27 protein-coding genes, 5 tRNA genes and 1 pseudogene are annotated in these 24,500 nt (G+C 64.6%); 7 read left to right on the top strand and 26 right to left on the bottom strand.

Annotated elements, in window-relative coordinates:
- Positions 1–14 precede the first annotated feature (14 nt).
- Positions 15–419, top strand: a complete 405-nt coding sequence (locus AC5P6S_RS11880) for an NUDIX hydrolase (RefSeq protein WP_012479703.1) — start codon at positions 15–17, stop codon at positions 417–419.
- Positions 420–468: 49 nt separating this feature from the next.
- On the opposite strand, the gene AC5P6S_RS11875 is transcribed toward AC5P6S_RS11880, so the two are convergent.
- From AC5P6S_RS11875 to AC5P6S_RS11860, 4 genes are all read right to left on the bottom strand, one after another.
- On the bottom strand, positions 469–822 hold the full coding sequence (locus tag AC5P6S_RS11875; protein ID WP_005408904.1) for a nuclear transport factor 2 family protein: 354 nt from the start codon (positions 820–822) through the stop codon (positions 469–471).
- Between the two features lie 171 nt (positions 823–993).
- Complete coding sequence (locus AC5P6S_RS11870; protein ID WP_043034352.1) at positions 994–1,533, bottom strand: hypothetical protein; 540 nt, start codon at positions 1,531–1,533, stop codon at positions 994–996.
- Positions 1,526–2,413 carry a hypothetical protein gene (locus AC5P6S_RS11865; RefSeq protein ID WP_043034353.1) on the bottom strand — a complete coding sequence of 296 codons (888 nt, stop codon included), beginning with the start codon at positions 2,411–2,413 and terminating at the stop codon, positions 1,526–1,528. Before AC5P6S_RS11865 ends, AC5P6S_RS11870 begins: the two co-directional genes overlap by 8 nt.
- A gap of 75 nt (positions 2,414–2,488) precedes the next feature.
- Positions 2,489–2,998, bottom strand: coding sequence for a hypothetical protein (locus tag AC5P6S_RS11860; protein ID WP_173675993.1), 510 nt, complete (start codon positions 2,996–2,998; stop codon positions 2,489–2,491).
- Positions 2,999–3,264: 266 nt separating this feature from the next.
- Here AC5P6S_RS11860 and AC5P6S_RS11855 point away from each other — a divergent pair, with 266 nt between their 5' ends.
- The gene (locus AC5P6S_RS11855) at positions 3,265–3,654 is read left to right on the top strand and encodes a hypothetical protein (protein ID WP_043034354.1); all 390 of its coding nucleotides are present in this window, start codon (positions 3,265–3,267) and stop codon (positions 3,652–3,654) included.
- Positions 3,655–3,700: 46 nt separating this feature from the next.
- On the opposite strand, the gene AC5P6S_RS11850 is transcribed toward AC5P6S_RS11855, so the two are convergent.
- The 3 genes and pseudogenes from AC5P6S_RS11850 to AC5P6S_RS11840 all read right to left on the bottom strand — a co-directional run bounded on the left by AC5P6S_RS11850 (position 3,701) and on the right by AC5P6S_RS11840 (position 5,205).
- Positions 3,701–3,991, bottom strand: a complete 291-nt coding sequence (locus AC5P6S_RS11850) for a hypothetical protein (RefSeq protein WP_012479698.1) — start codon at positions 3,989–3,991, stop codon at positions 3,701–3,703.
- Positions 3,992–4,367: 376 nt separating this feature from the next.
- Positions 4,368–4,824, bottom strand: a pseudogene (locus tag AC5P6S_RS11845) (DNA adenine methylase); the annotation flags it as partial.
- 147 nt (positions 4,825–4,971) lie between these two features.
- Complete coding sequence (locus tag AC5P6S_RS11840; RefSeq protein ID WP_012479696.1) at positions 4,972–5,205, bottom strand: hypothetical protein; 234 nt, start codon at positions 5,203–5,205, stop codon at positions 4,972–4,974.
- Positions 5,206–5,233: 28 nt separating this feature from the next.
- On the opposite strand from AC5P6S_RS11840, the gene AC5P6S_RS11835 reads away from it, so the two are divergent.
- Positions 5,234–5,656, top strand: coding sequence for a hypothetical protein (locus tag AC5P6S_RS11835; RefSeq protein ID WP_012479695.1), 423 nt, complete (start codon positions 5,234–5,236; stop codon positions 5,654–5,656).
- A gap of 12 nt (positions 5,657–5,668) precedes the next feature.
- On the opposite strand, the gene AC5P6S_RS11830 is transcribed toward AC5P6S_RS11835, so the two are convergent.
- The 4 genes from AC5P6S_RS11830 to AC5P6S_RS11815 form a co-directional block, all read right to left on the bottom strand.
- Complete coding sequence (locus tag AC5P6S_RS11830) at positions 5,669–5,893, bottom strand: hypothetical protein (RefSeq protein ID WP_231110281.1); 225 nt, start codon at positions 5,891–5,893, stop codon at positions 5,669–5,671.
- A 119-nt stretch (positions 5,894–6,012) separates the two neighbouring features.
- Positions 6,013–6,086 (bottom strand) — tRNA-Cys (locus tag AC5P6S_RS11825).
- Positions 6,087–6,152: 66 nt separating this feature from the next.
- Positions 6,153–6,228, bottom strand: a tRNA-Gly gene (locus AC5P6S_RS11820).
- A gap of 142 nt (positions 6,229–6,370) precedes the next feature.
- Positions 6,371–6,446, bottom strand: a tRNA-Gly gene (locus AC5P6S_RS11815).
- 130 nt (positions 6,447–6,576) lie between these two features.
- Between AC5P6S_RS11815 and AC5P6S_RS11810 the strand changes: the two genes are divergently transcribed.
- From AC5P6S_RS11810 to AC5P6S_RS11795, 4 genes are all read left to right on the top strand, one after another.
- Positions 6,577–6,978 carry a hypothetical protein gene (locus tag AC5P6S_RS11810; RefSeq protein WP_043034356.1) on the top strand — a complete coding sequence of 134 codons (402 nt, stop codon included), beginning with the start codon at positions 6,577–6,579 and terminating at the stop codon, positions 6,976–6,978.
- Complete coding sequence (locus tag AC5P6S_RS11805; protein ID WP_100443202.1) at positions 6,971–7,444, top strand: hypothetical protein; 474 nt, start codon at positions 6,971–6,973, stop codon at positions 7,442–7,444. Before AC5P6S_RS11810 ends, AC5P6S_RS11805 begins: the two co-directional genes overlap by 8 nt.
- Positions 7,445–7,559: 115 nt before the next feature.
- The gene (locus tag AC5P6S_RS11800) at positions 7,560–9,260 is read left to right on the top strand and encodes a hypothetical protein (protein ID WP_138969715.1); all 1,701 of its coding nucleotides are present in this window, start codon (positions 7,560–7,562) and stop codon (positions 9,258–9,260) included.
- Positions 9,261–9,704 carry a hypothetical protein gene (locus tag AC5P6S_RS11795; RefSeq protein ID WP_043034359.1) on the top strand — a complete coding sequence of 148 codons (444 nt, stop codon included), beginning with the start codon at positions 9,261–9,263 and terminating at the stop codon, positions 9,702–9,704.
- 6 nt (positions 9,705–9,710) lie between these two features.
- Here AC5P6S_RS11795 and AC5P6S_RS11790 read toward each other — a convergent pair whose 3' ends face one another.
- The 15 genes from AC5P6S_RS11790 to AC5P6S_RS11720 form a co-directional block, all read right to left on the bottom strand.
- Positions 9,711–10,631, bottom strand: coding sequence for an HlyD family secretion protein (locus AC5P6S_RS11790; protein WP_111118174.1), 921 nt, complete (start codon positions 10,629–10,631; stop codon positions 9,711–9,713).
- Complete coding sequence (locus tag AC5P6S_RS11785) at positions 10,628–11,356, bottom strand: ABC transporter ATP-binding protein (RefSeq protein WP_012479691.1); 729 nt, start codon at positions 11,354–11,356, stop codon at positions 10,628–10,630. Before AC5P6S_RS11785 ends, AC5P6S_RS11790 begins: the two co-directional genes overlap by 4 nt.
- A 10-nt stretch (positions 11,357–11,366) precedes the next feature.
- Positions 11,367–12,506: an ABC transporter permease gene (locus tag AC5P6S_RS11780; RefSeq protein ID WP_012479690.1), complete on the bottom strand. Its 1,140-nt coding sequence runs from the start codon at positions 12,504–12,506 to the stop codon at positions 11,367–11,369.
- Entirely contained in the window at positions 12,503–13,966 is a 1,464-nt protein-coding gene (locus AC5P6S_RS11775) for an efflux transporter outer membrane subunit (RefSeq protein ID WP_099497503.1), read from the bottom strand. Before AC5P6S_RS11775 ends, AC5P6S_RS11780 begins: the two co-directional genes overlap by 4 nt.
- Positions 13,967–14,335: 369 nt before the next feature.
- Positions 14,336–14,411 (bottom strand) — tRNA-Gly (locus AC5P6S_RS11770).
- A gap of 115 nt (positions 14,412–14,526) precedes the next feature.
- Positions 14,527–15,633: an NAD(P)/FAD-dependent oxidoreductase gene (locus tag AC5P6S_RS11765; protein ID WP_049459966.1), complete on the bottom strand. Its 1,107-nt coding sequence runs from the start codon at positions 15,631–15,633 to the stop codon at positions 14,527–14,529.
- Between the two features lie 138 nt (positions 15,634–15,771).
- Positions 15,772–15,847 (bottom strand) — tRNA-Gly (locus AC5P6S_RS11760).
- Positions 15,848–16,082: 235 nt separating this feature from the next.
- Entirely contained in the window at positions 16,083–16,709 is a 627-nt protein-coding gene (gene pgsA / locus AC5P6S_RS11755) for a CDP-diacylglycerol--glycerol-3-phosphate 3-phosphatidyltransferase (RefSeq protein WP_012510614.1), read from the bottom strand.
- 18 nt (positions 16,710–16,727) lie between these two features.
- Complete coding sequence (gene uvrC / locus AC5P6S_RS11750; protein ID WP_005408879.1) at positions 16,728–18,572, bottom strand: excinuclease ABC subunit UvrC; 1,845 nt, start codon at positions 18,570–18,572, stop codon at positions 16,728–16,730.
- On the bottom strand, positions 18,569–19,981 hold the full coding sequence (locus AC5P6S_RS11745) for a hypothetical protein (protein WP_005412824.1): 1,413 nt from the start codon (positions 19,979–19,981) through the stop codon (positions 18,569–18,571). The genes uvrC and AC5P6S_RS11745 overlap by 4 nt, the downstream gene beginning before the upstream one ends.
- The gene (locus AC5P6S_RS11740; RefSeq protein WP_005412823.1) at positions 19,978–20,466 is read right to left on the bottom strand and encodes a low molecular weight protein-tyrosine-phosphatase; all 489 of its coding nucleotides are present in this window, start codon (positions 20,464–20,466) and stop codon (positions 19,978–19,980) included. The genes AC5P6S_RS11745 and AC5P6S_RS11740 overlap by 4 nt, the downstream gene beginning before the upstream one ends.
- Positions 20,463–21,236, bottom strand: coding sequence for a 3-deoxy-manno-octulosonate cytidylyltransferase (kdsB, locus tag AC5P6S_RS11735; RefSeq protein ID WP_005412822.1), 774 nt, complete (start codon positions 21,234–21,236; stop codon positions 20,463–20,465). The genes AC5P6S_RS11740 and kdsB overlap by 4 nt, the downstream gene beginning before the upstream one ends.
- Positions 21,237–21,310: 74 nt before the next feature.
- Positions 21,311–22,330 (bottom strand): tetraacyldisaccharide 4'-kinase, encoded by a 1,020-nt coding sequence (gene lpxK / locus AC5P6S_RS11730; RefSeq protein ID WP_099497441.1) that lies wholly within the window; start codon positions 22,328–22,330, stop codon positions 21,311–21,313.
- Entirely contained in the window at positions 22,330–24,078 is a 1,749-nt protein-coding gene (gene msbA / locus AC5P6S_RS11725; protein ID WP_005412820.1) for a lipid A export permease/ATP-binding protein MsbA, read from the bottom strand. The genes lpxK and msbA overlap by 1 nt, the downstream gene beginning before the upstream one ends.
- The gene (locus tag AC5P6S_RS11720; RefSeq protein WP_004152323.1) at positions 24,075–24,497 is read right to left on the bottom strand and encodes an ExbD/TolR family protein; all 423 of its coding nucleotides are present in this window, start codon (positions 24,495–24,497) and stop codon (positions 24,075–24,077) included. The genes msbA and AC5P6S_RS11720 overlap by 4 nt, the downstream gene beginning before the upstream one ends.
- Positions 24,498–24,500 lie beyond the last annotated feature (3 nt).

Here is a 24,500-nt window from a genome sequence, read left to right as displayed (position 1 = left end):
CTTCATTCACCGCCATGACTGAACTACAGATTCCCCGCGTTGGATGCGGCGCCGTCGTCCGTGATGCCGACGGCCGCATCCTGCTGATCCAGCGCGGACGCGATCCGGAGCGCGGGCATTGGGGCCTGCCCGGCGGCAAAGTCGACTGGATGGAAACGGTGGAGGCTGCCGTGGTCCGCGAAGTCCGCGAGGAGACCGCCTTGGAAGTGCAGCTGCTGCGCCTGCTGTGCGTGGCCGATCATTTCGAGCCGGCGCTTGTGCAGCACTGGGTCGCGCCCATCTACGAGGCACGGGCACTTGCGGGTGCCGAGGCTTCCATCCAGGAGCCGGGCGTGCAGACCGGGCTGGGCTGGTTTGCCGTGGATGCTCTGCCCCAGCCGCTGACGCAGGCCACGGTGCAGGCGCTGGCCAGGCTGTAGCCCATCAGGCCACGACCAAGGCGGCACGGATGCCGCCCGGCCTTGCGGCTCACTCGATCGGAAGACCGTGCATCTTCAGGAACGAGAGTTTGTCCCAGTAGCCGCGCTGGAACGTGATCAATCCTCCGTCAACCGTGAAGAAGCCGCATCCACGCAGGCCAAGAGGGTCGCGCCATTCCAGCGCAGCGACATTGCCGGCCTCATGGATGACTTCGGGAATGCAGACCATTTCAGCAGTGCTGAATTCACGCTCGAAGGTGGCACGGATCGCATCGCGGCCCTTGATCGGGTCCTGGGTGACCTGGTGATTGATCGCGTCGGGGTGATACAGCTCCGCCAGGCCAGCAGCATCGCCTGCGTTGAAGCGCTCGATCCAGGTTTCCACGATGTGTCGGGGAGTCATCCGCATGAAGTCCGCTAAGGTCCAGACCCGATCATAGCGCTCGAGCGACCCATTCCAGACCGCAAAAAAAGCCCTGGCCGGAGTCAGGGCTCTTCAAATGGAGGCCTCAAGCGGAATCGAACCGCTGTAAACGGATTTGCAATCCGCACCTTATCTTTTCATTTCAAATGATTACTCAATCCCTCCACCCGGACTGCCACCTTGGATGAGCTTGCGCAAGAGCAACATGTTCGACCCGACTACCGCGTGCCAGCCGGTCCGAACTGCGAGGGAGACCGAAGCAAACAGCACGGCCGCCATCGCGCCTTCCACCGGCGCCCGTGTCTGGCAGGGAAGCAAGTACGGCAAATTCAGTAGAGGGACACACCAAGCGGAGATGACGGAAATGTTGATAAGAATGCACAACTGAAACGTGTAAACATACTCCAGCGGCCCACCCTTCTCGTTCAAGAATTTCTGCACCTCTTCGGTCTGCATGATCGAATTAACGTTACCGGCCCAAGAAAAGGTCAGGCCGACCAGAATCGCCATCAGAGGTAGCAGTGCACCCTTCGCAAGCTCCTGGAAGTCAACTTCGACCACGAACGCGACAATGCCCCCCAAGGCAAGATGAAGAAATCCCCAAGCATTAGCCACGCGCCTATAGCCAGGCCTTTTGGCAACACCGTGGAAGAACCAATGCCAGAACGTGGGGATGGGCTCGTCACTCATGTCTTATCTTTAAGTACTCTTCTCTCATACGTCGTACTATGAGGTCCGCAATTCTCAGTGGCTGAGATTGTTCGACGTACGCCACATCCTGCCCTGAGACAGACGAGTCCTCTGTGACGATATCCTGCTCAAGGATCACAGGATTGTTCTTCTGCTTGACGGTCACAACTCTATCGCCGGCAGACTTCTTCACCCAAGCGACAGCTGCCTTGCCAATTGCGGACGATGCCTTTGCGAGGCGAACTAGCGGCCCTCTTCGAAGATCATCACCCTTGAAGACCGCAGCTCCCTCATCGGCACCCAGAATGCGAGTTGTTTCCTGCATTGGCTTCTGGAAATCATCGGCGTCCCAAACGTTCGGCAGCCCGTAGGTGACCTTGAACTTCACCACCGCCTGAGCCGTCTCCAAGACCCGAATGAAATCTGTAGGGTCATTAACGGCTGCTACAGAAACTTTGCATTCCGTCTCACGGACACTCTGACTTGACGCAAGCAAAGTGCGAATCCTGCTCGCGACCGCGTAAACACTCTGAGAGAGCTGCACCCGGTGAGCAATGGCTAAAAGCTGATATTTGAGATCCACAACAACCAGAGTATTCGGAGCCACTACTGCCTCCGCTTCATGGAAATCGCCATCCGCGCCGACTGTGCCAAACGTCGTCGGCTGCTCTTTTCCTATGAAGAAAACCATCGCATCGCCGGAGACCTCGCTGACATTGCCAACTCTCCAAATGTGCCCTCGGACCTCGTCCCAAGGCTTTTCGAGCAATGCAGCTCTGAGGATTTGCGCTTCTGTCGCCTCCACCCCAAGCAGAGGCATCTGTTGAGGCTTGTGTAGCTGAACGCGAAAAAGAGTAAATGAATGGGTAAGTCTCTGCATGCGCCTCCCCCTGAGGCTTCCTTGCCAATCTTGGAGCTTCGCACGGAGGGACGACGAGAGCTATAGGGAGGAACCTTACCTACTGCTTCGCGTTACTTCGGTGCGCCCAGCTCTCACCCATGCCTTCATCGGGTCCTTCGCCCTGGGCTTGGTCTCCTCCGGCGATCGGCGCGGCTCCAGTGCCTCCCTGACCCTCGCTGTGGCAGCTGACGTGGCCTCGGCCAGCCGCCGGGCCTGTTGCTGCTGCTCTCGGGTCGGCGGCAGGCCGGGCACCGGCGGCTCGGGCTGAATCGGGGTGCTGTCGGTCAGCCGGGCAACCGCTTGGCGCAGAGGCAGATCGGGATAGAGCCTGGCAGCACACCATCGCTCGGCGTATCGCTTCGCCTGCCGGACGTTTGCCGCGCGCACTTCCTTCACCTGCCACATCTTCTGGCCTTCCATCCATAGCCGGCCCCTGGGACCACCATCGGGCGTGACGCCAGCCGTCTCGCGGCCGTTATACCAGAGCGCCCAGCGCTCACCGGTCTGGGCCCAACCAGAGGGAATTGGCGCGGTGCGGAAGCCTTGGTAGGTGGAGGAGATCATGGCCGGAAGGATACGACCGGCCGTCTCAATCGCTGCGATTCGCTCAACCGCAAGTCTTAACCGCTCAGGACGCCCTGCTACACCTCTATCAGCGCCGCCCCCTAGGCTTTTCCCTACATGCCAGTGAGCGGTTTTCCTATTGCGAGCATCCAAGTCCGTTGAGACCTTCCAGTTGCCCACCGGGCATTCATCAACTTGACAACCATAGGACCACCTTCCATTCAGACCTAGAGAGCGATAGCTCTACTGCCTAAGGAGAAGCGCTTGTGAAAGCAATACTCGTATCTCTGTTGCTTGCGACCCTTACCGCGATTAGCTTCGGCGCCAGTGCCGCTCGAAACAGCTCGGTCAACTACGTTTACTTTGATGTCAATGGCACGCCTGTCGGTCAACGCGCATACTTCTGCAACGGCAGAAGGCTGGAGGGCGGCGACACCACCACCCCGTACTACCTGAAGGTCACTGATGGCTGCGATGGGAGAGTAATCTGCACCCCTAAGGGTCAATGCCATATCGGCGACGACCCATCGCACGCAGTCCTCCTGCTCGGTAACCCGCCGTTCACCAAGGAAGAAGCTTGTCAATTGGCGGGCGAGATGGTCTGCCTGTCCATGGAACCATGGATCTTGTACGAGTTCGGTTGGACACCTAGCTGATTCCTAGCACTGCCGGTGCAGCCCGTTCGCGGGCCGCACCTGCGCTTCACTTCACTTTGCTGGAGGGGTCTGTTTCGGCCTTCTGATCGTTTTGATCTGCATCGCTTGCCGGTATCGTATCCGCAGCTGGGCGGGCCACGAACTCATCCCCATGGAGCGCATTTTGCATTGCGCCGAAGGTTTGGCGGTTGGCCTGCGCGCGGTACTCGCGGTCAACCCGCCCCATTTCCGCTACGGCTAGGACAACGCCGACGATAATCACGACGGCAATGGTGCTCTTCCAAGGGAAGCCGTCTTTGCGGCTGGGCTTCTTATTCCGCTTTGGCAATTCTTCCATGATCCAGTCCGGCCATATCGGTCAAGGGCTTCAGGGCCATGCTAGCGTCATGGCCCCCCATTGGCACCAGCTACGCGGCAACAGCATAAAATTCGACCGGCCAGGCAGGAGATACGTTGCCATATTGAGCCGACGAGGCGCTGCTCACGCGCCCCCCGGGTTGGCTGCCTGCGGCCCCGGATCCGGCATTACATTACTTACTCGCGAGTCACACCGATCTCAAGTCCTTGCTTAGAAACACACGACGCGTCCCAGGGGGATCACACGGCACTTCGCCGAATACTATCCAGCCCCGCTTCCGGACCGAATCGACACCCTACCAGCGCATAGCGGTACATTTGTAGGGGTCGCGTGCAGAAGCGCTGCACACCTTGTGGTTCCCGCATCTCGGATGCACCGCGCTTAGCTCTTCCTCGATGCGCAGGAGGGTTCAGCCGCGGACCTCCAGCCGTGACCACACCGAACGATTGACCCTGCACCTTCCCTCCTAAGGCCAGCTTCTGCAGGTAGTAGAAGCGCGCAGCACGCTGAATGTCGGTCAACGTCTCCGGCCGCTCCATCTGCGCCCACTCGAACATCTGCCGCGATACCAGAGACCAGCGGAACATGCGTACGAACTCGTCCAGGTGATGCCGCACGCAGCGGTACAGGGAGACCAGCTCACCGTTGATGTCGTTGAGCACTTCCATCTGGGCTGGATACGGCCGCATCAGCAGTGAGGCGGCGCCACCAGCAAACGCCTCGACGTAGCAATCGTGGATCGGGAAGTGGGGATACAGGTGCTTCAGCAGGCGGCGCTTGCCGCCCGGCCACGAAATGATGGGCTTGGACATGGTTTCTCAGTATTTGCGATAGAGGAAGCCGACAATCCCGTCGCTCTCGCGAGGGCGACGGGGCCACGGCCAATGCCAGGTGCTGAGATCACCTGTGTTGCGGCGCTGTCTGGATGCTTGCAGGCATCTAGGCAGCGCCCTGTCTTGCTAGATGGTGACTTCCATCACCGGAAGGTTGGGAGCCGCCTCGACCAAGCGAGCACCACGAACCCAGACGTTGTATGGGATGGCCTGCTGCAGCTGGCCGAACGCCCGCATCTGTACACCGTCATACGTCGTCAGCGTGCTGCTGCCATCACTGTTGTGCGCGGTGACGGTCGCCAGCAATCGAGGATTGCTGCTGACCAGTTCGCCGAATTGATCCCGAAGGTCAGTTCGCATCGTTGTAGTGCCTTTCGAGGGCTGCGGCGTGCTCGATCACAACTGCCTGTTGATCGATCACAACATCAACGCGCAGCGACTCGCACTGCCCATGCCATCTCCCCGCAGCGCCAACCACTTCCACCAGGTCCAATGGCATGACTGGGCCGACCTCACCTGGCTTAATCGGCTTGGGGAACAGCGGCATAGTGAGGTCGACGGCGGCTTGCTCACTTCGTTTACCAAGGATGTTCCGCCCGCGCTCGGCGCCGACGGCAGCAACATGAATCAGTGGGCTGCTGACCTGCTGTGCGAAAAGCTGACCTGCCTGACCGTCCTTGCGTACTTTGCAGGTGATGCCCTTCCCCGGCAGCTCACCAGTGACCACCACCGCATCGTGCGGCGGTTCGCTACGCATCTGGAGGCTCTCGGCAAGGACGATGTCCTCCTGCACAACGTGATCAGGAGGTGATTCCCGCCAAAGCTACGGGCTGACCGGATAGCTGGCCCGAACCCGCAACACCGGCTGCGCCGGGTCGGACTGCACACCACCGCGACACTTGCCCCGGCCAAGCCGCTGATGGCATCGAGAGGCGTGTTCGCGTCGCAGATTCTTCGCTGCCGCCTCGGTGTTGGCTAGCTCCTCCGGCACCACGCCGCGATCAAGCAGCACGTCCAGACGACGTACATACTCGTTCCTCGGCTTCATAGGACCTGCTGACAACGGGTGGCAAACAGATGATTTCATGGCCGAATCAAGAGATTCTGCACAAAGGCGTCGAACGCCAGGCAAACAAAAAGCCCTGACCGGAGTCAGGGCTTTTCAATTGGAGGCCTCAAGCGGAATCGAACCGCTGTAAACGGATTTGCAATCCGGTGCATAGCCACTCTGCCATGAGGCCAACGTACTGCGCGCCAGGAACTGGGCCCTGACAAGACAAAACCCCATGATGGGGCCTGTCGGAACATGGAGCGGGAAACGAGACTCGAACTCGCGACCTCAACCTTGGCAAGGTTGCGCTCTACCAACTGAGCTATTCCCGCGTAAGCCGACATGCTACCGGAAATCCGGAAAACACACCAGCGATTTCACATTTCTGACTGCGCGCAAAGCCTTGTGGCCCAACGTGCCCCGCCTTGCCGTGGCGGGAGAAAAACAAGGCCCCTGCCGGGGCCCTGTAGAATCTGGAGCGGGAAACGAGACTCGAACTCGCGACCTCAACCTTGGCAAGGTTGCGCTCTACCAACTGAGCTATTCCCGCAGATTCCGTTCGACCTGCGTCGAAGGAGCGCTATTGTGTCCAAATTCCTTCACGCCGTCAACAGTCTTCACATCATGCAGTCACGGGCGTCCGCAGTGGGGTACGCTGCCCCGCCCGGCCCCGTTCGCCCATGCTCCTTCGCGGCACGCCTCTGTTGATCGCCCTGCTGCTGCATCTGCTGGTGGCCCTGCTGTACTGGGCGCTGATGCCGATGGGAATGAACTGGTATCGCGACCATTTCGGCTTTGCTTCACATCGTGACATCGGCCTGGGCATCGCCCAGTTCTATCTGTTCTGGATGTTCATTGGCGCCCAGCCGCTGATCGCGGTGCTGCGGCCACTGTTTGCCAAGCTGCTGGTGCTGGCGATTCCCCTGGCGTTCGCGAGTTGGACACTGATGCACAACCATCCGCTGCGCCTGCTGTACTTCACCCTCGGGCCCGGCCTGCTGGCACTGGCCGCGATCGTCACAACCGCGTGGTATGCATCACGCAAGCGCCTGCCTGCCACCACGGACACCGCCGATGCCTAGACGCTACGTCCGCCTGTTCTGGTTGCTGGTTGCGTTGACCTGGCTGGCGCTGATCGCCGCACTGGTCAATGCCGGCTTCACCCCAGACTACTGGCTGCTGCATCACCTGGAAGGCGCCGAGTCGCCCTACCCGACCAGCACTGTCATCGTGTTCGCGTTGCTGGGCACCGTCGAACTGGTGGTAGCCGCCTTGATCGTGCGGCCGTGGCGACTGAAACGACTGTGGCTGCGCCTGCTGATCGCCTTCGCCCTGCTGCTGGCATGGTCGGTGCCGTGGATGCTGTCAGCCATGCACCAGCCGCCGGTACACGGCATGCATCTGCTGTGGTTGTTGATGCTGGACGTGGGACTACTGCTGGCGCTGTGCTTGGTGTCGGCGGTGAGCGCGTGGCGGGCTTTCATAAGCTCACCGCATGGCTTCCGCAGGGAGAAGACGCGCAGAGATGGCCTACGCATTTCAGAATAGTTGCATGGACCCGCAGCGGACCGGCGAAGGACAGTACCTGACCCGAGGCCCACAGAGCCGGCAATACTTTCACTGTCGCTGCTCTGCATATGCCTCTGCCAAACCGGGATAATTCATGCAGCAGTCGAGCCAGCAGGCATCACAGCTCCCCGACGACGCGGATCCGCTTGAGGCAGCGTTACCAGCGATGGCTGGAGACCGGCCGATTACTCCCCTGGAACTTGCCACGCGACTTTCCGCAGCCTGCCCCTTTCAGGTCGTCCGATACGCCGACATCAAGGGTGAGGTACCGCAGGACTCAACATACGCACCAGAGCACTACGTCTGGGGTGATCCCGATGAGTTAGTTCTCTTGGTTGATGGCGACCTCAAGCTCGACACGCTGGACCTGGACGACCCGCTGGCCCCGTGGCGGGAAGAAGATCTTGGTGCGTACATCCGTTTCATCCTGGTTCGCGGCAATGCAGAGATAGCGCGCCATGTTCACAGCCTTGAAACCGACGGCGCATGCGGATTGCTTGTCTCGGGCGACCTGACGACAACCAATGCCATCGCCGGCGGACAGGAAATCCGCGTAGGCGGCAACCTGCTGATACGCGAGCTGTTCTGGGGCGACTACAACCACGGGGAACTGCACGTGGTCGGGAACACCCAGGCAGCGCTTCTCATTCAGACCGACTACTCCATGCAATTCGATGGCTCGGTTCACTGCATTCGCAGGATGGACGACGAAGCCATCATTGACGACGGAATTGAGCAGATCATCGAGCCCGATTGCCTCTCACGCGAATCCGAGGGTCCGGACAGCTTCTGGTCACTGGATGCAGGAGCCATGCTGCAAAGGCTCACTGCCGGGAAGAGCGTCATCCGTGCGGAGGGTCTGTCAGCGCCGGACCCGACGCTATGCACAGTGAACCTGTTTGGCGATGCAACTGTCAGCCCAGAAAGTCTGCTACGCGCCTGTGGAGAAGACATGCTTCCCATGGATACCCGGACCTATGAATTCCACCGCAGCGGCATCTCACTTCTAGCAAGTGCGGACAACACCGACGCCGACGCCCGCGCATACACCGTGCAGATGGAAGATCCATCGAAGAACATCGCTGCACGCCTCGTAATGCGGCGCACTGAAGCGACCGCCAGCACCACAGCCTCTCACATGGGAGGTGCTGGATCTGGTTGGAGCCTATTGAAATACGTCTGCAGCGATGCTGGACAAGTTCAGCCCGAATGGGACGAGGTGGAGTCACACGACATCCAGCCCCCCTTCATCGCACTTATCCTCGACGGGTGGCGATTTCTTAAGGAAGGCGCATCGAACCGCCAAAGGACCACGGAGACAATTTCAGCGGCCGAGATACGCGATCTCCTGGCGCTTCCGATCTGCCAGCCATACGACGACTACGGCGATGGTGAACGTTGCGGATTCTGGGTGGGTCACTGTCATGCTGCATTTCGCCAAGAGAAACGCGGGCCTGGCCGCGAGGAGCCCATGCTCCGCCTTTCACGGGAACTTCAACAGGTCGACGGTAGCAGCGTCATCGAAAGCTACTACTACTGCATTGAGACATGCATGGATGGAGGGGAGCGCGTTCACATTCGTTACAAGGCAGACCTGCGCACTGAAGACTCGCCGGTTCAGATAGATCCCGTCGGAGGGGAGGCGCTGGCCGACGCACTACACCTGTTCAAGCGTGGCGCAAGGGAAATGCGCGGCACAAATTCGGGCTTACTGAAAGGAAGAACACCCTACCTCGCGAAAGACCATGCGTTCGCGATGAACTTCTGGAAGCAGCAGGGATACCTGCCCGAGTAGATGCCAAACCTCTTTCAGAAACCGACGGCAATCCAGGTCTTCTGGCTATCCGCATCCGTTGTATGGCTGCTACTGGCGTTCGCACTCATCCATGCCGGCTTCAAGCCAGACTACTGGCAACTGCGTCACACCGAGTCTGGAACACTGCCTTACCCCACAAGTTCAGTCGTCACCTTAACGCTGATCATTCTGGTGGAGATTGTTGCCCTGGGCCTGATCGTGCAGCCATGGCGATTTCACCGTCTGTGGCTGCGAATGCTTGTCTGCGCCTTCCCCTGGCTGGGCTGGACAACACTCTGGGGCGTGACCGCCATGCATCAGTCTCCCGTGCGCGATGTGCACCTGTTCTGGTTGCTTGCAACCAGCGGCATCCTTCTTCTGGCGCTGCTGGTCGTGGTCCCGGCCTCCGTCTGCCCGCGCCTACGCCGCTGGCTCAACGGCTGACCGGACCTACTTCCGGAACTCCACCCGCACATGCTGGCCGAAGCGCGCCTTGGCCTCGCCATCGAACTCCAGTACACACTCCACTACCTTGGCCACGCCACGCCCTGCATCTTCAGGCAGGCGTGCCTGCGCGAACACAGGGCTGATGCGCACCACGCGTGCGGACGGCAGCGTGCCGGTGTTCTCGGCACCATCGCTGTCCGGCACCACGGTAGCCTTCATGCCCACCTGCACGGCATCGGCATAGGCGGCGCTGAGTTCGGCACGTACCTGCAGCGGGCGCGCGGGCAGCAGGGAGATCGCCGGCTTGCCCGCCTGCACGAAAGCTCCGAGGCCAGGCACCTGGCCGACCACGGTGCCGGCTTCCGGCGCGCTCAGCGACATCTGCTGCAGTTTCAGCCTGGCGTGTTCCAGCTTGTGCTGGGCCAGGTCGACCTGCGCACCGGCCACGTCAACATCGGCGCGCACACCCGCCAGCTGCTGCTTGGCCGCATCGGCCTGCTGGTTGGACGACACGCCTTCGCTGGCCCCCGTGGAAAGGCGAGTAGCGTTGCGCTCCAGTTCGCGCAGCTGCGCCTGACTGCCCTTCAGGCGGTCATTGGCCAGGGCGAGATCGGCGCTGGCCATCGCCACCTCCTGCTGCAGCAAGGCACCATCCAGCGACAGCAGCAGCTGCCCCTTCTTCACCGTGGCGCCTTCCTTCACCGGTGCGGCGGTGATCGAGCCATCCACCGGCGGTGCCAGCGCGATCAGGCCACCCTCGACGTCGATGATGCCGCGCGCCACCGCGACCTTGCCGACGGCGGTTGCACCGGCCTTGCCCGAAGGCGACTGTGCAGGCGCAGGCGCGTCCCTGGAACAGGCGCCGAGCAGCAGTGCCGCGGACAGGGCCAGGCTGAGGGGAAGCAGGTGCGACGTCTTGGTCATGGGGCGGACTCTACAGTTTCGTTCTGGCGGCGGTCATCACGGACCATGCCGTCTTCCATGGCGATCACCCGATCGGCATGCCGGATCAGGCGCGGATCGTGGCTCACGCACAGCACGGTGGCGCCATGCGCACGTGCGTAGCGATGCAGGATGTCGATCACGCGCTGGCCGTTCTCGGCGTCCAGCGCGCTGGTGGGTTCGTCTGCGAAGATCAGCGTCGGCGACTTGGCGAAGGCGCGGGCAACGGCCACACGCTGCTTCTCGCCGCCGGACAGCTGCGCCGGGCGCATGTGACTGCGGTGGCTGAGGCCCACTTCTTCCAGCGCCTTGCGCGCCAGCGGTTCGCTTTCGCGATTGCGCATGCCGCGGTAGCCCAGCGGCAGCTGCACCTGCTCCAGCGCAGTCAGTGCCGGGAACAGATTGAAGCCCTGGAACACGAAACCGACATGGTGCAGGCGGAAGCGCTCCACCTCGCTTCGGGTCATGTGCCCCACATCCTGGCCAAGTGCGTGCACGCGGCCACCATCGGGCGCGGACAGGCCGGACAGCAGCGACAACAGCGTGCTCTTGCCGCAACCCGACGGGCCCGATACCAGGGTCAGCTCGCCAGGATAGATGTCCAGCGACAGGCCGCGCAGCACCGGCACCTGCACGTCGCCGGACATGAAGCCCTTTTCAAGTGCATCGGCCCGCAGGGTCGGGGCGACGGCGCGTGTGGAAGTCATCGGCCGGTCCTCAACGCAGCAGCAACGATGGATCGGAGCGGACGACACTGCGCACCGCCATGATGCTGGAGAGCATGGCCATCACCGCAACCAGTGCGACGCAGCCGAGGATCACCATCGGTGTCAGCTGCACCGGCACGCGCTGGGTCTGCGCGATCAACAGCACCACGGTGCTGAAGGCCGCCGCCAGCAACATGCCCACGCCACCGATCAGCAACGCCTGCTCGAACACCACCCGTGCCAGCGCATAGCGGCCTGCACCGAGTGCATTGAGCGTGGCGTACTCGCGAACCGAGCCAGCCACCACCGACGCGAACGACTGGTTGGTGATCACCGCGCCGACGAAGCAGACGATGACGGCCATGAACAACACCGCGATGCCGGCACCGGTGTCGAACAGCCAGTACTGCTGCGAGCGGCTGGCGAACTCCGGCGCGGTCCAGAACTCGACCGGCGTAGCTTGGCCCATCGACGCGGCCAGGCGATCGCGCACGCGGTCGGCCAGGTCCGGCGAGCGCAGGCCCGCCACGAAGTAGGTACTGCCCTCATGTGGGTCGGTACCGGCGATGGCGCGCGCGGTATCCAGCGAAGCCAGTACGTTGACACCACCAAGGCCACGCAGGCCCGGCTGCGCGGCAACCACGCGCACGGCCTTGCCATTGATCCAGGCACGGTTGTTCTGCAGGTCCACGCCCAGCGTATCCAGGTCAGCGCTGTCGACGATCACCGCACCCGGTTCGCGCAACTGCGCGCGCAGGTCGATGGGCAGGATGCGCGCGAACATCATCGCGTCGTCCTGGGTGGAGATGCCGGACAGATACACCGACACGTTGCCGGTGCCCTGCGCGCTGGAGCGCCATTCGCCATCCACCCACTCGTAAGGTTCGACGCGGGTGACATCCGGATCCATGCGCAGGTGGCTTTCCACATCGGCGCTGATCGCGTGGCCGTAGTTGACGCTCTGGGTGCCGGGGAAACCGGCCCAGATATCGGCCGAGGATGCCTTCACATAGATCGCGGCGGTGCCGAAGATGCCCAGCACCAGTGCGGCCTGCACGATCAACAGCACGCCGGCGAAACACATCGCCAGCACCACCGGCAGGAACCGGCGCCACTCATAGGCCAGGGTCTTGCGGGCCAGCGCGATCATTGCGGTTCGCCCTCAGCCTCGACCGGCAGCGGTGCGCCACCAAGGGCGCGGTACAGCGACGCAAACGCCAGCACGCGCGCGCCCTGCGCACCGATCAGGTCGGCCTGCGAGGCCAATGCGGCACGCTGCGTATCCAGCCCATCGAACTCGCTGGACAGGCCCAGCTGCACCTGCCGCACCTGGCGCTTGACCTGCTGGTTGGCGGCATCATTGGCCGCACGGAGCGATTGGATGCTGCTGTCCTGGCGCGCCAGGCTGCCCAGTGCGCCTTCCACTTCGCTCACGCCTTCCAGCACGGCCTTGCGATACCCGAGCAGCGCGGCGTCCAGTTGCTTCTCATCGGCATGGAAACGCGCACGGCGTTGGCCCCAGTCCCACAGCGGAATATCGACGTATGGACCGATCGACGGACTGGAGTCGGAATTGGAGCGCGCGTTCTGGGTGAGGTTGTAGGCATACAGAATGGAGCCGCCGAGGCTGATCCGCGGGTACATCGCGGCGCGCGCCGAGCCCTTGCTGGCGGCGGCCTGCATCACCTCCGATTCGGCCAGCAGGATCTGCGGACGATGGCGCAACAGGTCCGCTGGGACCTGCTGCAACGAGAACGTGCCCAGCTTCGGCGGCGTGCGATAGGCGCGCCAGGCCGGGTCCGGGCCGTCACGGCCCAGCAGCAATGCCAGCGCGCGGGCCGCGTTGTCAGCATTTTCGCGGGCCTGCGCCGTGGCTGCGCGGGTCGCCGCCTGGCGCGCACGCAGGCGGTCCAGCTCGCCGGGTTCATCCAGGCGCAGGCGCTGGCGGACCAGGGCCAACTGTTCACCGCGGTCGTCCACAGTCTGCTGCCGGGCCAGCAGGTCCTGCTGGGCCTGTGCCACGGTGAGGTCAAGATAGCTACGCACCACGTCGGCGATCACCGCGACCTGCGCGGCATTGCGCAGCGCCTCGGCATTGCCAGCCGAAGCCTGCGCGCTCAGCTGCACACTCTCGGCGGCGCCGAACAGGCCCAGGTCCCAGATCGCTTCAATGCCGGCATGGAAGTAGGTATCGACAGCGGCGGCGTCCTGCACCTGCTTGGCGCTGGCGGAGATTTCCGGCAGGAAACGCGAGTCGGACGTGCCAGCGACGATCCGAACGGCCTGCAGGCGCAAGGTGGCCTGCTGCAGGTCGAGATTGCCGGCGACCGCCTGATCGACCAGGCCATCCAGCGCCGGGTCGGCCAGCACCTTCCACCACTGCCTGGCGTCCACCGCCACGCCCTGGCCCTGCGGTACCTGGGTCCAGGCGCTGGGTGTGCGATCAGGCAGGTCCGGGACGGGCACCGACATGCAGCCGGCAAGGGCCAGGGTTGCCAACAACGCACCGGGGCGCAGCACTGCCTGCAGGGAGAGTCCGCGCCCTGTCCTGGGCACTGCCACTGAAGTGATACGCCTGACCACCAGCCCGCCAACGTGTAGAAGGAGCATGAAGGCTACCGTGCGATTGTGGAGCGAACATGGAGAAATGGTCCGAAAAAGGTCACAGCACGCATGCGGTTCAGGCAACGATGGCGTTGGCCTTTCGCCAGCCTTTCACTGCATGCGACGCACGGAACGCTGGTGCGACATCCGGGCCATTGCGTCTTGTTGCCACCTTCCCCGAGCCCCGCCCCTGCGGTCATCCCCACGACCGATACGCCCCGCCATTCCGATTGCGACACTAACGCTGGAATCGTCCCGCCAGGCCGCCGATATCACGCCCGCCATGACAATGCCATGGCGCGAATGTAGCGCCCCGTGCCGCCAACGTCATGACAAACGAAAAACGCCCCCTTTCGGGAGCGTTCTTCTTGAATCTGGAGCGGGAAACGAGACTCGAACTCGCGACCTCAACCTTGGCAAGGTTGCGCTCTACCAACTGAGCTATTCCCGCAGATTTCGTTCGACCTGCGTCGAAGGAGCGCTATTGTGTCGATATTGCTGCACGGCGTCAACAGGAATTTTCGCCTGCATTGCGGGGAGGCGTTCAGGCCCCCAGGACCGATACCTCAGGTTCGCAGGCCACGGCGGTGGAAGTAGACCTGCTCGGCGATGCGCCGCGTGGCCGCCGTGTGCAGCAGTGCATTGAGCGGCCAGTCGGCCTGCAGATGGTCCATCGCCCAGCGCAGCAGGCGCTTGCCATGGAATGCCGGCGCCACCCGCCGCGCCACCCGTTCCGCTTCCGGCCCTTGCCCACGCAGATGGCGGGCAATCGCCTCGCCGACCGCCCAGCCATGCCGCCACGAGGAGTGGATGCCCCCGGCGGACAGCGGCGAGACGATGCCTGCCGCGTCGCCGGTCAGGATCACGCGTTGGCCGGTGAACGGCCCATCCGGCCGGCCGCACGGGACCAAGCCGGCGCGGGTGGCCGAGGGACGCGCCGAAGGCGGAATGCCGACCACATCGCGCACGTGGTCGAGGAAGCCATCGATATCCGGCGGCCGCACCTGTTGCGGGTCATGACGCAGCGCCAATCCCACCTGCAGCCCGGTCGGATTCTGTGCGACCCAGCCGATGTAGCCCGGCGCGTAGCGCTTGCTGACAAAGCAATGCAGCGCATTGCCTTGCGCCACCTGCAGGCCGGCGAACTCGCGCTCGACGCCGTAGAGGGTGTCGCGCACCTGGCCAAGGCCGGTGCGCTGGGCCACGCGTGAGCGTGCGCCATCAGCACCAACCAGATAGGCGCATCGCCCTGCCCCATCCACCTGCCAGCCATCACCACTGCGATGGGCATCGGTGAAAGACCGTTGCAGGCGCAGGTCGACACCATTCGCGCGCAGCTCGCTGGCCAGCCAGCGCATCAGGTTCGGTGTATCGGTGGTGAGGAAGTAATAGCCCGGCGCGGCCAGCAACACGTTGCGCAGGTTCGGCGCATACAGGCGCACGTTTGCGACCCGCTGCACCAGATGCTCGGGCATGCGCCCCAGCCAGGTCTGCTCCATCGCTTCCTTCACCACGATGCCGGTGGTGTGCAGGCGCTCGCCGGGGTCGGCCTTGCGTTCAAGCACGCAGACGCGCAGACCGTACTGGGCGGCAGCCAGTGCGCAGGCGGCACCGGCGAAGCTGGCGCCGACGATGACGACGTCGTGGTCGTAGGCGGAGAGAGTGTGAGGCATTGCGGCATCGCCGTGGAGAGTCGGAGATGCAGCTTCGAACTGCCGCGTGGTGAGGCGAAGGAGTGGCGGTGAAGTGAGGATGAAGCGTGGAACACGCAAACGAAAAACGCTCCCTTGCGGGAGCGTTTCTCTTGAATCTGGAGCGGGAAACGAGACTCGAACTCGCGACCTCAACCTTGGCAAGGTTGCGCTCTACCAACTGAGCTATTCCCGCTTGGGAGGCGAAATTTTACCTATTCCAAGGATGGCGTCAAGCGCTTTTTTCAGGGTCTGTGAGGCGCCTTGCACCGCCTATCCACGCATGGCGTGGATCTACTACAGCGTCTCCGCAAACTGATGGATCCGCCCCCTCCGTGGATGCGGCATTTCCAATAGATCCACGCCATGCGTGGATGGCAGCAACCGTGGGGTCAGAGCCCTTTCCTGCAGAAAGGGATCCGACCCCGGGCTCAGTTGCCCAGCTTCTTCTGCCGCGCACGCTCGCGCGCAGCGCGCTCGTCATCGCGCAGGCTCGGCCAGGCGGCGTGCAGGTACTGCAGTCCCGACCACAGGGTCAGCACCGCGGCAATCGCCAGGGTCCAGTCGCCGATATGGAACACCGGCCAGCCCATCCAGATGTCTTCCACCGGCACGTTCGGGGCCACCGAGTACAGCAGGCACAGCAGCGCGACCATCTGCGCGGTGGTCTTGACCTTGCCGATCATCGCCACGCGCACCTTCGCACGCTGGCCCAGCTCGGCCATCCATTCGCGCAGCGCCGATACCGCGATCTCGCGGCCGACGATCACCGCCGCCCAGAACGCCATCCACGGCGTCGGATGGCCCTGCACGATCAGGAACAGTGCCACTGCCACCATCAGCTTGTCCGCGACCGGGTCGAGGAAGGCACCGAAGGCCGACTCCAGCTGGTAACGGCGTGCGATCCAGCCATCGAGCCAGTCGGTGATCGCGGCCAGGCCGAAGATCGCCGCCGAAGCGAAGTTGGTCCAGGTGTAGGGCAGGTAGAACACCAGCACCAGCACCGGGATCATCACGATCCGCAACAACGTCAGCCAGGTGGGCAGGGTCAACTTCATGCTTGCGTGCTTCTCTCTCTACTCGGCCGCATCAGGCGTGGCCAACCCGTGCAGGTTAGCGTAGATACGTGCCGCGAGGGCGTCATTGATGCCTTCCACCTTGGCGATTTCCGCTTCGCCAGCGGCTTTCAGCCCCACCAGGCCCCCGAAATGCTTGAGCAGGCTGGCGCGGCGGCGCGGCCCGATACCGGGAATGTCCTCCAGCTTGCTGGTCATCCGCGCCTTCTGCCGGCGGCCGCGGTGGCCGGTGATGGCGAAGCGGTGCGCCTCGTCGCGCACCTGCTGGATGAACTGCAGCGCCGGGTTGGCCGCGCCGGGGCGCAGCTCGCGGCCGTCGGGCATCACCAGCGCTTCATGGCCGGCGCGGCGCTCCACGCCCTTGGCCACACCCACCAGCAGCACGCCTTCCACGCCCAGGTCGGCCAGTGCGGCCTGGGCCTGCGCCAGCTGCCCGGCGCCGCCGTCGATCAGCAGCACGTCCGGCAGCACGCCCTGCTCTTCCACCGCACGGCGGAAGCGGCGGTCGATGGCCTGGCGCATGGCGGCGTAGTCATCGCCCGGCTCGATGCCGCTGATGTTGAAGCGGCGATACTGCGCGCGCACCGGACCGGCAGCGTCGAACACCACGCACGAGGCCACGGTAGCCTCGCCCAGGGTGTGGCTGATATCGAAACACTCGACCCGCTTGACCGGCTCGGCCAGACCCAGCATCTCGCGCAGTGCGTCGCTGCGCGCATGCTGCGCGTTGCGGCTGTTGAGTTCGGTGGCCAGGGTCAGCTGCGCGTTGCGGCTGGCCAGTTCCACGTAGCCGGCGCGCTCGCCGCGCACGTTCCACTTCAGCTGCACCTTGCGCTCGGCCGAGGCCGACAGCGCGGCGACCAGCAGGTCGGCATCGGGGATCTCGCGGTCCAGCAGGATCTCGCGCGGCGGCTCGAATTCGATGTAGTACTGCGAGACGAACGCGGCCAGCACTTCCTCCGGGCTTTCTTCACCATTGGTGCGCGGGAAGAACGGGCGGGTGCCGAGGTTGCGGCCATCGCGGAACGCCAGCAGCAGCACGCAGGCCTGCGAGCCCTGCATGGCCACCGCCAGCACGTCCAGGTCGGCAGCACGGCCATCCACGTACTGGCGGGTCTGCATGCTGCGCAGCGAGGAAATCAGGTCACGCAGGCGCGCGGCCTGCTCGAATTCCAGTGCCTCGCTGGCGGCCTGCATCTGCTCGCCCAGCTCGCGGGTCAGTTCGTCGCTCTTGCCTTCCAGGAACAATGCAGCGCGACGCACCGATTCGGCGTACTCGGCAGGCGCCACCAGCTCCACGCAGGGCGCGCTGCAACGCCCGATCTGGTATTGCAGGCACGGCCGCGAGCGGTTGCGGAACACGCTGTCCTCGCAGCTGCGCAGCTTGAACAGCTTGTGCATCAGGTTCAGCGTTTCGCGCACCGCAGTGACGCCGGGATACGGCCCGAAATAGCGGCCGGGAATGGCGCGCGGGCCGCGATGCAGCGCGATGCGCGGCCAGTCCTCGCGGGTCAGCAGCACATGCGGATAGGTCTTGTCGTCGCGCAGCGAGACGTTGTAACGCGGCGACAGCGACTTGATCAGCTGGTTTTCCAGCAGCAGCGCCTCGGCTTCCGAGCGCGTCACCGTCACGTCCATGCGCACGATCTGCGAGATCATCGACATGATCCGCGCATTCTTCGGGCTGCCGTTGAAATAGCTGCCGACTCGGTTACGCAGCGCACGCGCCTTGCCGACATACAGCAGGGTGTCGTCGGCCGCGTACATGCGGTACACACCGGGGGCGGTACTGAGCTGGGCCGCGAAGGCCTTGCCGTCGAAGGCCGGGGCGGGAACGTCGGTCATTCGCTGATCGGCACTTCGCTGAGCACGCCGCTTTCGGGGTCGAATCGCAGCACGGCGTGGGCATCGGTCTCGGCGATCCACACCGCACCGGCACCCACGGCCAACCCGGCCGGGCCGTGCAGGCGGCGCGGCAGCGGCTGGGTGGTCAGTTCGCCACCGCCCAGCCGCAGCGTGCGCAGGCGACCATTGCCAGTATCGGCAATCCACAGCAGCGGCGCATCCGGACTCAGCGCGATCGCCTGTGGGAACTGCAGGCTGGCCTGCGCGCGCGGGCCATCTTCGTCACCGAAACGCCAGGGGCCCTGCCCGACCAGCGTCTGCACCAGATCCCCGCGCAGCTGCAGTGCACGGATCGAGGAGCCCAGCGCATCGGCCACGTACAGCACCTGCTGCACCACGGCCAGCGCAGTCGGTTGGGCAAAGGCAGCCAGGTGGCCGCTGCCGTCACGCTCGTCGATGGCACCGCTGCCGGCGCGCCACTGCAGGCTGCGCTGACCCAGGTGGTAGCTCCAGATGCGGTTGTCGCCGGCCATGGCGATGTGCAGCTGGTTATCGGCGATGGCGAGGCCGACCGGGTGGTCCAGCGAGACCTGCCGCGCCTGTGCTACCGGGCCCTCCACCGGCGCACCGGGGCGGCCATTGCCGCACAGCGTGTCGACGATGCCGGTCAGCAGGTTGATGCGGCGCACGGCATGGTTGCCGGTGTCGGCCACGTACAGCGCGTCGCGCTCCAGCACCAGCGCCTGCGGGCGATGGAACGCCGCTTCGGCGAGGTTGCCGTCCATGAAATCGGCCGTCCCCAGCCCGAACTGGCGCAGGATGCGGCCGCCGTGGCTGCATTCGAGGATGCGGTGATGGCCACTGTCGGCGATGTACAGGCGTTCGGTGCTGACCGCCAGGCCCAGCGGAAAACGCAGGGCCTGCCGCGGCTCCGGATGCAGCTCGGTACCGCCGCGCGGCGGTGCCGACGGCGCACCGTGGCACAGCGCATTCAACGCACGCTCAAGCTCTCCCGGAGCCCCCAGCCCGACCAGCCGCTGCTGCTCGCGACCCTGCGCGTCCAGCAGCACCACGGTCGGCCACGATGTGATGCCGAAGCGACGCCAGCCATCCCAGTCGGCATCGAGCAGGACCGGCATTGACAGCCCCTGGCGGCGCAGCAGTTTGAGTGCGGCGCCGGCGTCACGCTCGAAATCGAAGCGGGGTACCTGCAGGACCAGCGGCTGCAGCATGCCAGGGTGACGCGACAGCCATTGACTGAATTCGGCCAGGCGCTGCGCGCTCCAGGCAGAAGCGGCGTTGACGAACAACAGCGCCACCGGCCGACCGCGCAGTTCGGTCAGGGTACAGGGAGCGGCATTGAGCCAGGTGGCGAACTCGGGCAGGTCCGGGACGGGCTGGACGTTCATGGCCCGATTATGCCGGAGTCGGCGTCATGCAACAGTCGTGCCACTGCACGTTTTGCAGCATTGTCGACCAGCGTCCAGACCTGTTCGAAGTGATCGCTGCCGCCGGTGTAAGGATCCGGGATGGCCGCCTGCCCCTCCCCGCCCGACCAGGGCAGGTACAGCGCCAGCCGCTCACGCTGGGCGGGTGCCACCAAGCGTCCCGCGTCCCGCAGGTTCGCCTCGTCGGCGCAGAGGATCCAGTCGAAGCGGTCGAAATCAGCGGCGTGCAGCTGGCGCGCACGCAGGCCGCCGATGTCCACGCCGTGCCCGGCCGCGCAGGCGATCGCACGCCGGCCCGGCGGCTCGCCCACATGCCAGTCGCCGGTGCCGGCCGAATCCACCTGCACCCGCCCCGCCAGCGGTGAAGCGTCCAGGCGTGCGCGGAGCGCACCTTCGGCCATCGGCGAACGGCAGATGTTGCCGAGGCAGACGACCAGCAGCCTCATCGCGCGGCCAGCGTCTGCAGCAGCGCTTCAGCGCGTTCCAGATCCTCGGGCGTATCGATGCCGGGCGGGAACGGCTCCGGCGAGATCGCCACGCTGATCGGGTAGCCGGCCTCGAGCACGCGCAGCTGCTCAAGCGATTCGACCTGCTCCAGCCGGCCCGGGGGCATCGCCGCGAACTGCTGCAGGAAACCGGCGCGGTAGCCATAGATGCCGATGTGGCGCAGCCAGGCATGCCCTTCCGGCAGCGTGTCGCGGCTGCGCGCGAAACCATCGCGGTGCCAGGCGATCGGCGCGCGGCTGAAGTACATCGCCTCGTTGCGCACGTTGCGCACCAGCTTGACCACGTTCGGATCGAACAGGGTTTCTGCATCCTCCACGGCGGTCGCCAGGGTCGACATCGGCGCATTGCCTTCAACCAGCGCCTGGGCCACCGCACGGATTCCCGCAGCCGGCGCGAACGGTTCATCACCCTGCAGGTTGACCACCACGGTGTCGTCGGCCCAGCCGGCGATGCGCGCGCACTCGGCCAGGCGGTCGGTACCGGAGGCATGCGAGGTGGCGGTCATCGCCACCTTCACCTCGGCCAGCCCGGACAGCGCGTCGGCAATGCGTTGATCGTCGGTAGCGACCCAGACCTCGCCAGCGCCGGCCTGCAGCGCGCGGCGCGCCACGTGCAGCACCAGCGGCTCAGCGCCCAGCAGGCGCAGCGGCTTGCCCGGCAGCCGCGAGGCGGCATAGCGGGCCGGAATGGCGACGACGAATTCGGTCATGGGGCAATACTCGGCAGGCTCGTTACAACGGGGATGCGGCCGGCGGCACGTGAATGCAAGCGCCGCCGCGCCGCTCAGTTCGGTCGCAGCTTGTCCAGGCGGTCGGTCAGCGCCACCCAGAACGCGGCAGGCAACTCGGCACGCAACGGCACCGCGTAATGCCAATCGTTGCCGAACGCGCGGCATTTCACCGCATCCTTCTCGGTCATCAGCACCGGCAGCTGGCTGCCGAACGACAGGTCCTGCGGCTGGTAGGCCTGGTGGTCGGCAAAGGCGTGCGGCACCACGCCGATGCCACGCGCGCGCAGCATGTCGAAGAAGCGCTGCGGATGGGCGATGCCGGCCACCGCATGAACACGCTGGCCCTTGAAGTACGACAACGGGCGCGCGCGGCCACCGGCCAGCGGCTGCGCACTGTCGATGTGCAGGGCCATCGGCCACTGGCCGAAACCGCAGGCCTGTGCCGCGCTTTCCTCATCGGCCTGGCCCAGGTTGACCACGCGGAAATCGCATTCGCCGGCACGGCTGACCGGCTCGCGCAGCGGTCCGGCGGGAATCATGCGGCCGTTGCCGTAGCGCCGCTGGGCATCGACCACTTCGATCTCGATGTCGCGCGCCAGCCGGTAGTGCTGCAGGCCGTCATCGCAGACGATCACATCGCAGCCGGCCTGGACCAGTGCCCTGCCTGCGGCCACGCGGTCAGCGTCCACGCGCACCGGTACGCCGGTCTTCCAGGCGATCAGCACCGGTTCGTCACCGCCCTTGGCGGTCGGCGTGTCGGCCTGCACCCACAGCGGCTTGTCAGCGTCTTCACGGCCATAGCCACGGCTGGCGACGCCCGGCTTCCAGCCGGCCGCACGCAGGCGCTCGACCAGGGCGATGGTCAGCGGCGTCTTGCCGGTGCCGCCGGCGGTGATGTTGCCAACCACGATGACCGGCACCGGCAGCGCGTAGCGCTTGCGCCATCCACGCCGGTAGGCACGGCGGCGCAGCGCGGTGATGCCGGCATACAGCGGCGCCAGCAGGCGCATCGCCCACGGAACCGGGCTGCCGTCGTACCAGTACGGCGGGGTCTGGGTACCCTTGCCAGCCATCAGTCCTGCCTTTCGCGGAACTGCATGCTGTGCAGATGCTGGTACAGGCCACCCATGGCAAGCAGCTCCTTGTGGGTACCCCGTTCAACGATGCGGCCGTGGTCCATCACCAGCACCTGATCGGCATGCTCGATGGTCGACAGGCGGTGCGCGATGACCAGCGTGGTGCGTTCGGGCATCAGGCGCTGCAGCGCATCCTGCACCAGTCGCTCGGATTCGTTGTCCAGCGCGGCAGTGGCTTCGTCGAGGATCAGGATCGGGGCGTCACGCAGGATCGCGCGGGCGATCGCCAGGCGCTGGCGCTGGCCGCCGGACAGCAGCGCGCCGTTCTCGCCGACCGGGGTCTGCAGCTGCTGCGGCATGCGCGCGATGAACTCCCACGCATTGGCTGCTTCGGCCGCCGCACGGATCTGCTCCTCGCTCGCTTCCATGCCATAGGCGATGTTGGCCGCGATGGTGTCATCGAACAGCATGACCTTCTGCCCGACCATCGCCACCTGCCGACGCAGGTCGGCCAACGGATAGTCATCCAGCGCGACGCCATCGAGGGTGATGACACCACCGCTGGGCTCGTAGAAGCGCGGCACCAGCCGGATCAGGCTGGTCTTGCCACTGCCGGAACGACCCACGATGGCGGTGACCGTGCCGGGCTTGGCAACGAAACTGATGTCGTCCAAGGCAATGCCGCTGTCCTCGCGGTAGCGCAGCATGACGTGGTCGAAGGCCAGTTCGCCGCGTACGCGCTGCACGCTGTTGCGGCCCTCGTCACGCTCGACCTGCATGTCGAGGATGCCGAACAGGCGCTCTGCGGCGGCCACGCCGCGCGAGATCGAGGTCTGCACGCTGGTCAGGCGGCGCAGCGAAGGAATGATGGCCATCATCGAGGTCATCAGGCCCATGAACTGGCCGGCGTTGAGGCGGCCGGCCAGCGCTTCGCGGGTCGATACCCAGACGATCACCGCCAGCGCCAGTGCGGCCAGGAACTGCACCACGCTGGAGGCGGCAGCACGGGTGACTTCCACCTTCATGTTCAGCGACAGCATGCGGTTGGCCAGGCGCGAGTAGCGCGAGATCTCATGCTGCTGGGTGCCGTGCACCTTCACTTCCTGCTGCGCCGCCAGCGACTGTTCGGCGGTCTGCGCCATCGAACCCATACCATCCTGGATGCCACGGCTGATGCGGCGGTAGCGCTTGCCCACGTAGGACACGATCACGCCGATCAGCGGTACCACCACCAGCATCGCCACGGTGACCTTCACGCTCATCTGCAGCATTACCGCCAGCATGGCGATGATGGTCAGGGTGTCGGCCACCACGGTCTTGAGTGCGTCGGCACTGGCCTGAGTGACCTGTTCGGTATCGAAGTTCAGGCGGCTGACCATCACCGGCGTCGCTTCGGTATCAAAATGCGAGGACGGCAGGTGCAGGTACTTGGCCAGCACCTGTTCGCGCAGGTCGCGCACCACGCTGCGACCAGTCTTGGCCAGCGCGTAGTCGCTCACCCAGGTGGCGACGCTGCGCATCAGGAACAGGCCCAGGATGGTCAGCGGCAGGATCACCGCCATGCGCGGTTCCGGGTTGACGAAACCGCGGTTGACCAGCGGCTCCATCAACTTGGTGAAGTGGTAGCCCGCCAGGGCTTCGACCACCATGGCGATGACCGCGGCCACCATGAACACCCAATAGGCGCGGGTGTACCCCAGCAGACGTTTGTAGATCGGCCACACCGGCGCGTGATTGGAACTCATGGACGCACCTCGGGTGCTGTTGCAATGGCAATACGGCGGAAGCCGAGCTGACCCAGCGCGTCCTGCGCGGTCACCACGGCCTGGTAGGGAGTGCGTGCGTCGGCACGCAGCAGCACGGTCTGCTCGCGATCGCTGCCGGCCACGGCGGCGATGGTCTGCTTGACCGACTCTACGTCGCTGCGCAGCACTTCCTGGTCGTTGATGAAGTAACGGCCTTCGGCGTTGATCAGAACGCTGAGCGAGCGCGGCGGCTCGTTGGTCTGCTGCTGGCTGGCGGTCGGCAACTGCACCTGCAGCGTCGAACGCGCGTCGAAGGTGGTGGTGACCACGAAGAAGATGATCAGCACCAGGATGACGTCGATCAGCGGCACCAGGTCGATATGCGGCTCATCCTGGGATCGGTCGTTGCCGATACGCATCGA

Source organism: Stenotrophomonas sp. YJH_SMC_119 (assembly GCF_059368315.1).
This window is presented reverse-complemented; position numbering and strand designations above follow the sequence as displayed.